The following is a 14,520-nucleotide window of genomic DNA, read 5'->3' as shown; positions in this document are numbered from 1 at the left end:
CAAATACCCCAAATTGTCTTTCTGTGGTGCCTGACACCTATCTCAACATAACCCCTGTAACAAAGGTTAAAAATACTTGGGTGCCGAGTTTAACGGTTGGTTGGACGGCACTGTCTTTAAGCGGGTCTAGACAGACGATGTCCATTGCGCCTACTTTTGGATGTTTGGCTGCTGCTAGTACCCCTTCAAGCAGTTCAGCTGTCGTCATGCCCCCCGGCGTTGAGGCCGGTACCCCTGGGGCATAAGCGATGTCAAGGACATCCATGTCAACCGTCAAATAAATAGTGTCAACTTTAGCGGCGAGTGCGTCCAGACATTCAAGGACCGTCGCCTCGATGCCTTTTTTCCTGGCACGCCCCAGCGTAATATAATTAACACCTTTTTCATCTGCATATTGCTTTAAATCTTTAGTGTTAAAAAATCCATGTAGACCAATATTATACATATTCGAGCCGTCCACGACGCCGCTTTCAATCAGGTTCCGCATCGGTGTCCCATTCGAAGGTCCATTATCACTCATGTCCCGTAAATCAAAATGAGTATCAAATTGGATAATTCCAATCTTCTCGTCAGAGCGGGCCAGATGCAGACCCTTTACCATCATTGCCGTAATCGAATGATCGCCGCCAATAGCGCAAATCTTGGACTTCGTAAAATGCTGATGAAGTGCCGTAGATGCCGCGATAATATTATCATGGCAGCGGCGGATATCAGTGACATGCATCGGGACGTCTCCTGCGTCCACTGCCGTCATATCCATAAGATCCACATCTTCATCCAAATTATAGGTCGTGAATCCTTTCCATGCTCTTCGGAAGGCATCCGGAAATTCCGACGCTCCTGATGCACTGATGGACGAACGAGAAAGTGGGACGCCGACAACGACAATGCCAGCGTCGTTTGCTCTTTCCGGGTCGCTTGCAGCTGACAAAGGCTCAATCCATTCATGAACTTTGCTAGCTTCCGCACTGCCTCCCTCTGGCCGTACCCATGTAAAGCTTGGCGGATTTAGTTTAGGATAAAGAAAGCTCTTCAATGAGCTGACCTCCCTTGACAACCACCCGGCCATTTTTCACGACCGTATCAGTGTGGTTGACACCATAGGAATATTGAAGCTTCATATAGTTTTCAATGTTAAAAATAGTCACGTCACCTTTTTTACCGACTTCTAAACTGCCAATCTCGCGGCCGCGATTGATGGCATGGGCAGCGTTAATGGTGGTAGCGGTGATAACCTCTGCCGGAGTCATTCCCATTTTCAAGCAGCCAAGGCTCATGATAAACGGCAGCGAAACTGTTGGTGATGATCCAGGGTTACAATCGGTGGAAAGCGCGACCGGCACTCCTAAATCAATCATTTTTCGGCCATTTGCAGACTCAGCCATTAAAAAATAGGCTGTACCTGGAAGTAATACGCCGACAACGCCTTTTTCAGCCATTGCCTTCATACCTTTTTCTGAAGCTTTAAGAAGATGGTCTGCGGAAATGGCTCCAACCTCTGCCGCAAGTTCCGCTCCTTCATATGGCTCAATCTCATCTGCATGGATTTTCGCAATCAAACCATGACGCTTTCCGGCTTCAAGAATGACCCTTGATTGCTCCGGTGTAAATACCCCATGCTCACAGAACACATCATTAAATTCCGCGAGTCCGAGCTCGGCAACTTTCGGAATCATATCTTCCACTAACACGCGTACAAACTCATCTGGGTTTTCCTTATACTCCTTCGGAACCGCATGTGCTCCCATAAAAGTAGAAACTACATCAACCACATGCTTTTCCTGTAATTCTTTCGCCACTTCAAGCTGCTTCAGTTCAGTTTCCCAATTCATTCCGTAGCCGCTTTTTGCTTCAACCGTGGTAACACCATGACGCAAGAACTGATTTAAACGGTTATAGCTTTCTTTGTAGAGCTGCTCATGTGATGCGGCTTTTGTTGCTCTTGTCGTCGCGTGAATCCCGCCGCCGGCATTCATGATTTCCATATAGGTTTTACCCTGCAAGCGCATATTGAACTCGTTTTCTCGGCTTCCCGCATGAACAAGATGTGTATGCGGATCTACTAAACCTGGTGTTACAAGCATTCCACTGGCGTCAACTAGTTCAGCCTCAGAGAGACGGTTGGCATATTTAGCTGCAAGCTCTTCATCAGTACCGACAGCCTGAATAACTCCGTCCTCAATCCATACACTGCCGTTTTCGATAATGCCGAGCTCAGCCATTTCCGCTTTTACCCGTGGAGCATCAGAGCCGCCATGTAAAGTAACTAGTTGAGATGCATTTCTAATAAAAATTGCTTTGGTCAATTTGAGTCATTCCTCTCAAAACATAGTTTTGCAGGATTATCTCGGGCTACAGTTCCATTTCAACATGGAATCCGCCAAAAAGTGCAAGTTATTCGCCGAAAACATCAACATATCCGCCGAATTAACCGAGATATCCGCCAAAATAGCGGACATATCCGCCAAACTCGCAGATATATCCGCCAAACACGATTGCGTACCCTTATCCTGGTAGTACTAGTCTTGCTTAAGCATTGGCATTTTGATGCCTTTTTCCTTAGCAGTCTTAATAGCCAGATCGTACCCGGCGTCAGCATGGCGGACTACACCCATCCCAGGGTCAGTTGTTAATACGCGCTGCAAGCGGACTTCTGCTTCCTTCGTACCATCGGCTACGATAACCATGCCAGAGTGCTGGGAATATCCCATACCAACGCCGCCGCCATGGTGCAACGAAATCCAGCTCGCTCCGCCTACAGCATTGATCATTGCATTTAGAATTGGCCAGTCGGAAACTGCATCCGAACCGTCTTTCATTGCTTCAGTTTCACGGTTTGGTGAAGCAACAGAACCAGCGTCTAAGTGGTCACGGCCAATAACGATTGGTGCTGAAACCTCACCGCTAGCCACCATGTCATTAATCACTTTACCGAAACGAGCACGGTCTCCATATCCTAACCAGCAAATACGAGCAGGAAGTCCTTGGAATGCGATTCTTTCCTGGGCCATTCTTACCCATTTGCAAAGATGCTCATCATCTTTAAACTCGCGAAGTAATGCTTCGTCAATTTTGCGGATATCTTCCGGATCGCCAGATAATGCCGCCCAACGGAAAGGTCCTTTTCCTTCACAGAATAACGGGCGAATGTAAGCTGGAACAAATCCTGGGAAATCAAAGGCATTTTCCACACCTTCGTCTTTTGCTACCTGACGGATGTTGTTACCATAATCGAATGTAACCGCACCTTTTGTCTGCATATCCAGCATTGACTTTACATGAACAGCCATGCTTTGTTTGGAAAGTTTCACATACTCAGCCGGATTTTCCGCTCTTAACTTCGCTGCTTCCTCTAATGAATACCCAATTGGTACATATCCATTTAATGGGTCGTGTGCGGATGTCTGGTCGGTTAACACATCTGGATTGAAACCTTTTTCGATCATTAATGGTAAAATTTCAGCCGCGTTGCCAAGAAGCCCAATAGAAAGTGCCTTGCCTTCCTTCTTCGCTTCAAACGCTATACGTAATGCTTCATCAAGATCCTTCGTTTTTACATCCAGGTATCTTGTTTCGATCCGACGGTCGATTCTCCACTCATCGACCTCCACAGCGATACAAACACCATCGTTCATTGTTACAGCAAGTGGCTGAGCGCCGCCCATCCCGCCAAGACCAGCAGTTAGTGTAATCGTGTGTTTTAATGAACCGCCAAACTCTTGACGAGCAAGCTCAGCAAAAGTTTCATAGGTTCCCTGAACGATTCCCTGGCTGCCGATATAAATCCAGCTGCCGGCTGTCATTTGGCCATACATCATCAGGCCCTTTTTATCAAGCTCATGGAAGTGCTCCCAATTAGCCCATGCAGGAACAAGGTTTGAATTTGCCAGCAATACGCGCGGCGCATCCTTATGAGATTTCCAAACTACAACCGGTTTTCCGGACTGGATCAATAATGTTTCATCATCTTCTAACTCTAAAAGCGTTTTCACAATTGCATCAAAAGATTCCCAGTTACGTGCTGCCTTTCCGATTCCGCCGTAGACAACTAAATCTTCTGGTCGTTCGGCAACCTCCTGGTCAAGGTTATTGTAAAGCATGCGGAGCGCTGCCTCTTGAATCCAGCCCTTTGCATGCAGTTCAGTGCCTTTATAATTTTTAACTACTCTTGGTTGTGATGTTTTCGTTTCCATTTTTACACCCCTTATTGGTTTAAATCTATTTTTATTATAAAAAGCTAATCTTCTGAAAAATACGAATAAAACATTAGAAAACAGATACAATTTTTATAATAAAATGCTTTTTTTTAGGACAAATCCTTAATAAAGGATACTTTTTTTAGAAAAAGTTAATTATTTTTAGAAATATAACAAAAAAAAGACTCAGTCAGCACTGAGTCATAGTTTCATTTCTTTTCGATATTCTCTTGGTGAGGAACCCATCAAATCCTTAAACAGCCTGCTAAAATAATTGGAATTTTGGAAGCCGGCCATCGCGGCAATTTCATTGATGGGCTTGTTCGTCTCCCGCAGCAGTCTTTTCGCTTCCTTCATCCTGATTCCAGTCAACACATCCGTAAAGCTTGAACCAGTCGTCGAGGTTATAAGATGACTGAAGTAAGACGGATTTCGCTCCACATATTGAGCTACTTCTTCAAGCCGCAGCTGGCTATTTGAAAAATTAGCTTCCATATAGGCGATGCCTCTTTCGATTGGATCGTTTTTTAAGCTGCGGATGTTAGCCTCCACACCCTGGAAAATTTTTTGCATAAATAAAATCAGATTTTGAACCGTCCGGTAAAGAACCGTATCATATAAAATAGAATTAAAAATGTACCGATATTCCCTCTCAAAGTGCTCATCTTCCTCAAGAGTGTAGGTCTTCATAAATCTTCTTATTTGCGCCAAAATACTTGTCAACCTGATTCTGACCAGACCGGGATCCGGATAAGGAGTTTCTAAATGTAGAAATTCATCATAAAGGCATTTCTTTATTTTTTCCAATTCAAAGTTCGTCAGCATGTCAATCCAATTTCGTTGCTCGGGAGGCGTTAAGAATGGGTCGAGATAAACCCATTTCGGAGAGTATTCAAACTCCACCACCTGCCGGTATCCTTTATAGTAAGTGAAATCCAGCATTTTTCTGGTTTGGCGATATTTTTCGTTAAGAGGCATTGGAGAATTCCCTTTATGAACGACAATCGCAAGTGAGTCGGAAAATTCCTCTTCCCATCTTCTCATTGCTTTCCGGCATTGCTCCATTATGGTGGTACAGGACTCCATAAACAAAAGAATAACCATGTCACTTAACGGAAAAATGCCATGCAAATCCTTAAACGAATATTCTAATAAAAAGGAATGCAAGGTACGATTCATTTCAATCTCTTCAGCCTTAAATGCAGCAATATGGTAGTTTTCGCTAAAACCTGTTTGTGAAATAAATAAGGACTCATAGGTAATATCTTTATAAAGGGTTGACTGCATTGGACCACTTGGTTTCAATTTGGTCGAAAGCTTTCGGGATGCCTTTTGATAAGCAGTCTTTATTTTTACCGTCGAAAAAGGTTTGATCATTAAATCCAGTGCCTGCAGGTCGATGGCCAAGCGTGCTTTCTCAAAAGTGGCCTCAGCGCTAGTTAATAGCAGAATAGGTTCATAAATTTGGATTAAATCACGAAAAGCCGGCCAATCTTCTTTGGTAATCATATCTAATTCGATTAAGACGACTTCAGGAGATTCTTTCTCAAAAAGGACGATAAATTCCTGATAATCAGCCGCCGACAAGATGTTGGCAACAGGAATAGAGGAGGTTTTTAACATCCACTTCAACCCCTCCCGTTCGTTTAAGTCACGATCTGCTATCAGCCATTTTCCTTCCATTAATGAATCCTCCGTTTTTTAAACCTATCTATCATTCTATAGCATAAAATGTTTGATTAACAGTATCCAATATAGTCTTTAAAAGAAAAAAGGACAAGCACCATCAGACATGGTGTTCGTCCTTTTTTTAGCAGTTGATTAGTTCGGCAAGCTCAGCATTTTGATGGAGCAGTCGGCGAATTTCATCAGGTACAGTGGTTTTAATTCTTGTTTGCCGATTAATTGTTGTCAAAATGACTTCAGCAGACGCCAGCAGAATGCCTTGTTTATTTTCCATCTTTTGCATAAGGGTAAAACTTGTATTCCCAACTCGCTCAAGCCATGTGCGAACGATTATTTCATCATTATTAAACACTTCTTTTTTATAATCAACGCCAATATGGACCGCTACTGCCTCTACACCCAGCTGCTGGGTACAAAAACGGTACCATTCCTTACGCCCCAGGTCGAAATAATCAAAAATCTTCACATTACTGACATGAAATGTTTTTGTCTCCGCGATTAGCTCTAATTCAGAATAAGTCAATTTTTTCACCTTTCCCCAGCCGCACCATTATTTTTTTGAATTTTCCATATTTATTTTATTTTACACTATCTACTAAACAAATGAAATCTTTATATGGTTTACGGTGCCTGACACCAATCATCCTTAAGAATCATTTCTCTTTCGAGATGGCTGGCGCGAATGCCGAAACGCGGGCTGACCGCTTCAATTTTCTCCCCGAGGAGGATTTTGATGGCCAGATAGGGCATATTGATGCCGGAAAGGCAGCTGATATGCATGCCGCCGCTCATACGCGGGTTAATTTCCAATAGCTTTGGGATACCATTGTTATATTTTAATTGAATATTAAATATATATGGCAGCTTAAACTCAAGATGAAACCGATGAGCGAGTTGAATCAGTTCTTGCTGGTCTACTAGCTCACGGATTCTTCCATCTCCCTTCATCCTTGGGATCGCGGCAAGTAATCGGTCTGGTGTTGCCAGGCAATCAATACTATATTCCCGGCCCTCTAGATACTCAAGGACCATTAAATCTGGAAATGTCTCCTGCTGGCCAAGAATTTCGCAAGCGTACCGATAAGGCATTCGGAAACTAGTGCCATGATGAAAAAGCTGATTGACGGAATCAATCTCATCCTTTATCACGCGAAAACCGTTGGCACCCTCGCCGATGACCGGTTTAAAACAAACCTTATGTCCCTTTTCTATCAGCCTTTCGCAAGCGGACTTAAATTCCGCTAAAGTATTAACCACATAATGTTCAGGAATGGAAAATATAGGTCCTTCTTCTTCCGCTTTTTCCATAACGGTTCGATAAGCAAGGCCCTTATTATCCATCTTCTCCATTAGTTCCGCATCTGGACAGACCAACACTTTGACGCCAATTTTTTCGAAATCAGCAAGTCTTTTTGAAATTAATACGTTTTCCTTGCGGGGTATAAAAATGTCGATCCCATGTGTTTCACAAAACTCCAGACAGAAGGCGATATATTCATCACCGGAGAGCTCCGGTTCGGTAAAAGCTTTATCACAATACTGCAAATATAGAGCATCCTTATTCGGACTCGTTCCATAGATTGTAAATTTCCGGTTATCGGGATTGTCCCGAATCATCTCAATATAGTGGGAAACAGTTGTAAACCAGCGGTTAAACCAAATTTTCATAAAAATCCTCTCTCATGTTGTAATTTGACCCTTCCATTATGTTCAAACCGTGTTTTTTTTAAACAGATAAATATTTTTCTAAAATAAAAAAACGCCTCTTTTGCTGCAGAAGCGTTTTGGAGTCCGGCTGACTAGACCGGGATTCTTATATTATTATATCTTAGGGCAAATTCCATGATGGCGTTGAGGTTTAGATGCGATTCGTCTTTTATTACACTATCCACTTTTTTTACTACTTGTCTTTCAAAAAAATTCATTTTAGAAACTAAGAATTCGCCACCAAATAAGCCCATTGCCACGGAGTTTTTCCGTAAATCCTGCGGAAAGGCGCGGTTAAATTGCTCCACAACGATATCACCATCCCGGATGCAGCACAGAAATAGTCCCACTTCTTTTTCTAAAAGCTCATCATGATGCTGTTTGATAAATTGTTTAATTTTCCTTTGAATTTCCCCTGCATGAATCGATCCGCCAATTATAACCCCATCATAGTCCTCTAAATCAAGAAGAATTTTATCCCGTTTCAAATCTACAGCGAGGACCTCTCCTTCAATATTCTCGCATAATACACTCACAGCCTTTTCTGTCGTACCATGGGATGAGCAATAAACAATTAACGTTTTCATGATTTGCTCCTCCTTCAAAATGATGTTCTATTAATTCTCATTATATAGCCTGTAAAAAAGACTGGCTGCAAAAACATTGGCAATATTATTACAATTTCCAATTTGCGGGCATTCACTTAATTGTGGAGTTTTTAAAGCTTCGCTTCGCAAAATGCCCGATTTCGCGAATGGCTTTACGGGCCTCGGGCAGAACGCCACCGAAGATTTGCCAAACGTGCCACATTCCTTCCCATATCTTCAAGGTGACATCAACACCAGCAAGCCGCGCCTTTGCTGCAAGCATTTCGGCATCACTTTGTAAAATTTCATGACTTCCCGCTTGGATAAACAATGGCGGTAAGTCGGTCAAATCAGCGAAAACAGGCGAAATCATTGGGTGATTTAGCGGTTTGTCACCTGCATACATGGCAGCTGCCTTTCTCACGGCTTCTGGGTTTAAATACGGGTCCATCTTCCTGTTTTTCTCATAACTCTCTCCGCTGCTTGTTAAGTCCGCCCAAGGCGATAAACAAATAACTGCTGCCGGCAGGGGATCGTTTTGCTCCCTCAGTGTCAAGGCGGCGGCAATACTTAAGCCTGCACCTGCTGAATCGCCAGCAAAAATAATATTAGAAGATTCATAACCCCGGTCAAGCAGCCAATGGTACACCAAAACAGCATCTTCAACCGCCGCCGGGAATGGATGTTCAGGGGCAAGCCGATACTCCGGCAAGAGCACTTTGGCACCGGAAGCCTTGCCAATTCTCGCAGCCAACACACGGTGGGTATCTGCCGACCCATATTCATATGCACCGCCGTGCAAATAAAGGATTACCTTGTTCTCCTTAGTATCAGTGAAGGAAAGCCATTCAGAATAGAGGCCGCCAATTTTGCAGGATTCCCTAACACAGCCCTTTGGCAGCTGGCCAAGCTTGGCACCAAATTCATTGAACCTCTGCCGTGTTTCCTCCATCTCTGTTTTCCTGATTCCTTTTTTCGCCATTCTTTTTACTGATAGTTTTATCATTTTTTCGATTAATAAACTTTGAATGCTTGGCATCACGGTCATCCCCCTCCCTAGACATTTATATACATTATACTGAAAAAACTTAATTACATATATTTCCAACTGCAAAATATCCTATTTTTTTATAAATATTGTAAAAATTCTGTAACAACCATGTATCTTATTGTACAATTGGATTAGCAGTAGTTACCAATTCGGAGGGTTTTTATGAATCGACTTACCGACCATCTCATCATTATCTCATTCGACTGTCTTTCCTCATTAGATTTTCCCATAATTAAAGAATTACCGCACTTCAAGACGATTTTGCAAGACGGGGCCTTGGTGGAAAACGTCGAGAGTATCTACCCATCTGTCACTTACCCTTGCCATGCTACTATCGTTACGGGAAAATATCCGAACAGGCACGGTGTCATTAATAATACCCTTTTGCAGCCAGGACGCTTATCTCCTGACTGGAATTGGTTTCGGAGCTCCATACGCGGAACCACCCTCTATGATGAAGCAAAAAAAGCAGGCATGACTACAGCCGCCTTACTGTGGCCGGTTACCGGAAAAGCGGATATAGATTATAACATGCCCGAGATTTTCGCAAACCGTCCATGGCAAAATCAAATTCTTGTATCTCTCACCAGTGGGACTCCCCGCTTCCAATGGGACCTTAATAAACGGTATGGTCATCTCCGCAACGGGTTAAGTCAGCCGGAATTGGATGACTTTGTTTTAGAAGCAGCGGTGGATACGATTAAAACAAAAAAACCAAACCTAATGCTGGTCCACTTTACCGACCTGGATTCCATGCGGCACTTCCATGGTTTTTCATCAGATGAGGCCATTGCCGCCATCCACCGTCATCACAGCAGGCTTGGCAGAATCATGGAAGCACTTGAGGAGAGCGGCATCAAAGATAACTCCACTGTAGTTATCCTCGGTGACCACAGCGCGTTAGATGAAAATAAGGCTGTACACTTAAACGTACTATTTAAAGAACATAATTTGATTACCACCAACTCTCGCGGAAAGCTGGTAAATTGGAAGGCATACTGCAAAAGCTGTGACGGTTCGGCATATATTTATGTAAAAGATCCAGGTGACACCATTACTTATGAAAAAGTAAAATCCTTATTGTCTGAAATGATTCAGGACCCATCTTCGGGAATTGAACAGGTGCTTTCAGGTATCCAGGCTGCCGAACGAGGTGCGGACGGGGAATGTGCCTTTATGATTGAAGCAAGCCTTGGATATTACTTTTTAGAAGATTATGAGGGGGATTATATTAAAACCATTACAGCTGAAGATGTAATGGCAGATAAAAAATATACCCTGGCTACTCACGGCTATTCGCCCGTAAAAGAGGCATATGGCACCATCCTTATGGCGGCAGGAAAAGGGGTTCAATCAGTCACACTTCCATCCATCCGGCTTATTGATGAAGGGCCCACCTTCGCAAGATTACTTGGTGTCAGCTTAGGAGATACTGATGGAAGAGTAATTGAGGAGATATTGAAACGATAAAAACTTAGTTAGGGGGAAAAAATATGAGCCGGATGACAAAGCAAGAAAAAAGCTGGGTATTTTACGATTGGGCCAACTCCACCTATTCTATCCTGATTACCACTGCTGTTTTTCCGTTATATTTCAAAGCAGCCGCCAAAGAGGCAGGACTTGCCGGTGCAACATCAACCGCCTATTGGGGCTATGCCAACTCTTTTGCGACACTATTAATCTCTATTTGTGCCCCCGTGCTTGGCAGCATTGCAGATTTCCGAGGCTTTAAGAAACGATTTTTCACCTTTTTCTTTGCTTTAGGAGTTATTTTTACTTTTTTGCTCGCCGTGGTTCCAAGCAGCCAGTGGATGATTCTTTTAATCTGCTATATGGTTACGGTTATTGGCTTCGGCGGAACGAACATTTTCTATGATGCCTTTCTGGTTGATGTCACTACTGAAGAGCGGATGAACAAAATTTCCTCACGCGGTTTTGCGATGGGCTATATCGGCAGTACCATCCCGTTCATTATGGGAATTGCCCTGATCATTTTGGCCCAACAAAGCATTCTCCCATTGTCTGTCACCGTTGCCAGCCAAGTCGCTTTTGCCATCACCGCCTTATGGTGGGGACTATTCACGATTCCGATGTTAAAAAATGTAAATCAAGTTTATTACAAAGAACGCGTCCCAAACCCTGTTTCCAACGGCTTTAAACAGTTATTTATTACGTTTAAAAAAATTAAACTGTATCGCCCGTTATTTCTCTTTTTACTTGCCTATTTCTTTTATATTGACGGGGTTAACACAATTATTACGATGTCAACCGCGTACGGATCTGATTTGGGGATTGATTCTACGAATCTGTTAATCATCCTGTTTGCCACCCAGGTGGTGGCCGCGCCGTTTGCCATTTTGTACGGCAAGCTTGCCGATCGGTTTAAGGGTAAGACGATGCTGCTCGTTGGCATTTTCGTTTATATCATCATTTGTACTTATGCCTATTTCTTAAAAACTGTTTTGGACTTTTGGATTCTGGCCATGCTTGTCGCCTCTTCTCAGGGCGGCATCCAAGCGCTCAGCCGCTCTTATTTCGCCAAATTGGTGCCGAAAGAAAGTGCCAACGAGTTCTTTGGATTTTACAGCATCTTTTATAAATTTGCAGCCATCCTTGGACCGTTTTTAGTCGGTTTTACTGCACAGATGACAGGAAACACCAACAGCGGTGTTTTTAGCTTAATTGTTTTGTTCATCATAGGTGGGATTATTTTAATGAGGGTACCGGAATCAAATCAAGTTACACAATCAAATTCAATCACCCATTAAAAAGACAAAACAGCGAAGTCATGTGCTTCGCTGTTTTTGTTTACAATGCCCCCATTTTCGTCGTTGCCCGCGCACCGATTTCATTAGCAAATCGGACAAATTCTTCTAATTGCAAATCATCTTGAGGAACACCATGATTATGAAAGCGGGATATAATGGCCGCCATGAAGGCATCACCTGCCCCGGTGGTATCTACAGCTTTAACCTGCACTCCAGGAATGAAAATGCTTCGTCCCTTATGTACGGCACAGGAGCCTTGCCCGCCCATCGTGATAAACAGAAACGGAATCCCCCATTCAGAGATAAGCCCCAGACCTTCCTCCAGGTTATTTGTTTCTGTTAAAAAGAATAATTCATCTTCAGCCATTTTAACGATATCAGCTTGTTTGGCAAATGAAATGACAGTCTCCCGGCATTTCTTTTCGCCTTCCCAACGCTGCAGGCGGATATTTGTATCAAATGCCGTCAGCAGTCCCCATTTGCGGGCATATTCGAGTGCCTGGCGTGTCGTTTCCCTTGCTATATCATGAAAAAGTGTCCCGGAACCGAAATAAAAGAGTTTCCCCTGCTGAAACAATTCTTCAGGAAGATCATTGGTGGTCAGAAGTAAATCTGGAGTTGGGTTATTATAGGAATGAAACTGTCTCTCACCTGATTGATTTATATGTACCTTGACACTGCAGATTTTTTTTTCAGGCGAACGGACACAATAATCGACGTTCACTTTCTCTTTTACAAGCTCCATCTCCACAAAAGCACTTTCTTCGTCCGTTCCTAGTTTCGTTAAGTAATACGAAAGCACCCCTATCCTGCTTGTCCAAACAGCGGTATTTACCGTCGCCCCGCCGGGAAACTGGTGAAATATTGTATTAGTTGAATCCTTTGATATGTAATCAATAAACGCATCCCCGAGGGATATCACACCTTGCCTGCTCAACGCTGCACCTCTTTTCAAAGCTTTAACTACCATTCTACCACAGCTATTTTTATAAAAAAATTTACCCTTTGTAAAAAGAAAACACCCAGGCTAACCTGGGTGCCAATCATTATTCTACATCGTATCCTTGATCATCAATTGTTTCTTTAATCGTGCTGAGGGATACTAAGCTTGGATCAAACTCAACATCGACTTGACCTTTTTCCAGCTTAACGGAAACATTTTTTACGCCGTCCAATTTCCCGACGCTACCTTCCACCGCTTTGACACAATGGCCGCAAGACATACCGCTTACATTTAATGTGACATTTTCCATTTTTCATTCCTCCATTATTTTTTCATTAATTTTTGTACGGTTACAAGAACCTCATCAATCACGTCAAAATCGCCTTCCTGAATCCTTTCCACAACACAGCTCTTCATATGGCCTTCGAGCAGGATTTTCGCTACACTGTTTAAAGCCGACTGTGTGGCAGCGATTTGGTTGATCACTTCATCACAGTACGTGTCTTTTTCAATTAACCCTTTAATGCCGCGAATCTGTCCTTCAATTCTATTCAGTCTTGTCACAAGATTGCTTTTTACCTTATCAGAATGGTGACTCTTGCGGTGATTTTCCTCCGTATGGCAGCAGGATTCATCCATTAATTCCTTTTCATTCATTGACATTTGACCCGCCTCCCTTTTTGCTAATTATATCATACCCCCCTACCGTAAATCGATGTGTTCAATAGCTTTTTATTTAATTTCTATTACAAATGAGAACACTCTAACTTTTCCTTCCTGCTTGAATTCAGCCCAAATTTTATATGTGCCCGGTTTATCAAATTGAGTTTCAAAGATCGGTTTATTTTCATTATGTGGGTGAACGTGCAGGTATTGATTTGCTTCCTCATCGAGAATGACGACATGGCCTGCCGCTCCTAAATAAGGCTCTAATGTAGATTCATCTAATTTGAAATCAAGCGTGACTGGTTTCCCGGCCTCAAATGAGCTGACAACCATTTCAGTTGTGCTTCCATCGACTGTTTTCTTGAATGTTTCATCCGCTTTTAGGTGATTTTGACGATGGGTTTCCTCTGATAATCCAACAGTAAACGCTGTCGGCTTGACATGATAGTTTAACTTTTTCGGCTTGATGTCAATAAAGGCCTTATAGGCACCATCCTTTAATTCATAAGCGATTTCAAACTGACCTGCACGAACCCTTTCCGGATGTAAGTGGTAGTATTGGTCAAGTTGATCATTTACCACAATCAAATGCAGCAGTTTTTCGTGGTTTACCTCTAAATCATCAACTGGATTGCCATTTTGGTCCTTTAAGTAAATTGTTATTTTCCCATCGTTGTAGGTGAAATTAGGTGTAACATCACCGGTCTTTTCCTCCCCCCCTTCATGACCATGTCCTACTGTGCCAATGTGTTGTTCATTGCTTCCGTGGCTTGCCGCTTCACCATGTGGTACCTCTTCATTATCAAAGTAAACATCATAAGCGGTAAATCCGCCAATAACGGCAAACAAATATACAATCGCTGCGATCGCCCATTTTTTCATCACCATACACCCCTTTGTTAATGTTTCTTTGGGA

At 42.9% G+C, this 14,520-nt stretch carries 14 protein-coding genes; 2 read left to right on the top strand and 12 right to left on the bottom strand.

Annotated features, from left to right (window positions below):
- Positions 1-37: 37 nt before the first annotated feature.
- From ACZ5B7_RS12730 to ACZ5B7_RS12695, 8 genes are all read right to left on the bottom strand, one after another.
- The gene (locus ACZ5B7_RS12730; RefSeq protein ID WP_464494009.1) at positions 38-1,036 is read right to left on the bottom strand and encodes an agmatinase family protein; all 999 of its coding nucleotides are present in this window, start codon (positions 1,034-1,036) and stop codon (positions 38-40) included.
- A complete protein-coding gene (gene hutI / locus ACZ5B7_RS12725; RefSeq protein WP_464494008.1) occupies positions 1,014-2,306 on the bottom strand; it encodes an imidazolonepropionase in 1,293 nt (430 codons plus the stop codon). Before hutI ends, ACZ5B7_RS12730 begins: the two co-directional genes overlap by 23 nt.
- A 213-nt stretch (positions 2,307-2,519) precedes the next feature.
- A complete protein-coding gene (gene hutU, locus ACZ5B7_RS12720) occupies positions 2,520-4,193 on the bottom strand; it encodes a urocanate hydratase (protein ID WP_464494007.1) in 1,674 nt (557 codons plus the stop codon).
- A 204-nt stretch (positions 4,194-4,397) separates the two neighbouring features.
- Positions 4,398-5,879, bottom strand: a complete 1,482-nt coding sequence (locus ACZ5B7_RS12715) for a helix-turn-helix domain-containing protein (RefSeq protein ID WP_464494006.1) — start codon at positions 5,877-5,879, stop codon at positions 4,398-4,400.
- Positions 5,880-6,006: 127 nt separating this feature from the next.
- Entirely contained in the window at positions 6,007-6,405 is a 399-nt protein-coding gene (locus ACZ5B7_RS12710) for an acyl-CoA thioesterase (RefSeq protein WP_277398264.1), read from the bottom strand.
- 98 nt (positions 6,406-6,503) lie between these two features.
- Positions 6,504-7,550, bottom strand: a complete 1,047-nt coding sequence (locus tag ACZ5B7_RS12705) for an ATP-grasp domain-containing protein (protein ID WP_464494005.1) — start codon at positions 7,548-7,550, stop codon at positions 6,504-6,506.
- A gap of 131 nt (positions 7,551-7,681) precedes the next feature.
- Entirely contained in the window at positions 7,682-8,176 is a 495-nt protein-coding gene (locus ACZ5B7_RS12700) for a flavodoxin domain-containing protein (RefSeq protein WP_464494004.1), read from the bottom strand.
- 112 nt (positions 8,177-8,288) lie between these two features.
- Entirely contained in the window at positions 8,289-9,215 is a 927-nt protein-coding gene (locus ACZ5B7_RS12695; RefSeq protein ID WP_464494003.1) for an alpha/beta hydrolase, read from the bottom strand.
- 174 nt (positions 9,216-9,389) lie between these two features.
- On the opposite strand from ACZ5B7_RS12695, the gene ACZ5B7_RS12690 reads away from it, so the two are divergent.
- Both ACZ5B7_RS12690 and ACZ5B7_RS12685 read left to right on the top strand, forming a co-directional pair.
- Positions 9,390-10,697 carry an alkaline phosphatase family protein gene (locus ACZ5B7_RS12690; RefSeq protein WP_464494002.1) on the top strand — a complete coding sequence of 436 codons (1,308 nt, stop codon included), beginning with the start codon at positions 9,390-9,392 and terminating at the stop codon, positions 10,695-10,697.
- A gap of 23 nt (positions 10,698-10,720) precedes the next feature.
- Positions 10,721-11,995 carry an MFS transporter gene (locus tag ACZ5B7_RS12685; RefSeq protein ID WP_464494001.1) on the top strand — a complete coding sequence of 425 codons (1,275 nt, stop codon included), beginning with the start codon at positions 10,721-10,723 and terminating at the stop codon, positions 11,993-11,995.
- Between the two features lie 40 nt (positions 11,996-12,035).
- On the opposite strand, the gene ACZ5B7_RS12680 is transcribed toward ACZ5B7_RS12685, so the two are convergent.
- From ACZ5B7_RS12680 to ACZ5B7_RS12665, 4 genes are all read right to left on the bottom strand, one after another.
- Positions 12,036-12,932: a carbohydrate kinase family protein gene (locus ACZ5B7_RS12680; RefSeq protein WP_464494000.1), complete on the bottom strand. Its 897-nt coding sequence runs from the start codon at positions 12,930-12,932 to the stop codon at positions 12,036-12,038.
- A gap of 109 nt (positions 12,933-13,041) precedes the next feature.
- On the bottom strand, positions 13,042-13,248 hold the full coding sequence (gene copZ / locus ACZ5B7_RS12675; protein ID WP_423802141.1) for a copper chaperone CopZ: 207 nt from the start codon (positions 13,246-13,248) through the stop codon (positions 13,042-13,044).
- A gap of 14 nt (positions 13,249-13,262) precedes the next feature.
- Complete coding sequence (locus tag ACZ5B7_RS12670) at positions 13,263-13,601, bottom strand: metal-sensitive transcriptional regulator (RefSeq protein ID WP_423802140.1); 339 nt, start codon at positions 13,599-13,601, stop codon at positions 13,263-13,265.
- A 69-nt stretch (positions 13,602-13,670) separates the two neighbouring features.
- The gene (locus ACZ5B7_RS12665) at positions 13,671-14,486 is read right to left on the bottom strand and encodes a hypothetical protein (RefSeq protein WP_464493999.1); all 816 of its coding nucleotides are present in this window, start codon (positions 14,484-14,486) and stop codon (positions 13,671-13,673) included.
- Between the last annotated feature and the right edge of the window lie 34 nt (positions 14,487-14,520).

It is taken from the genome of Neobacillus sp. S1115 (assembly GCF_055385565.1).
The sequence above is the reverse complement of the archived record's forward strand: the minus strand, read 5'-3'. Positions and strand labels throughout refer to the sequence as shown.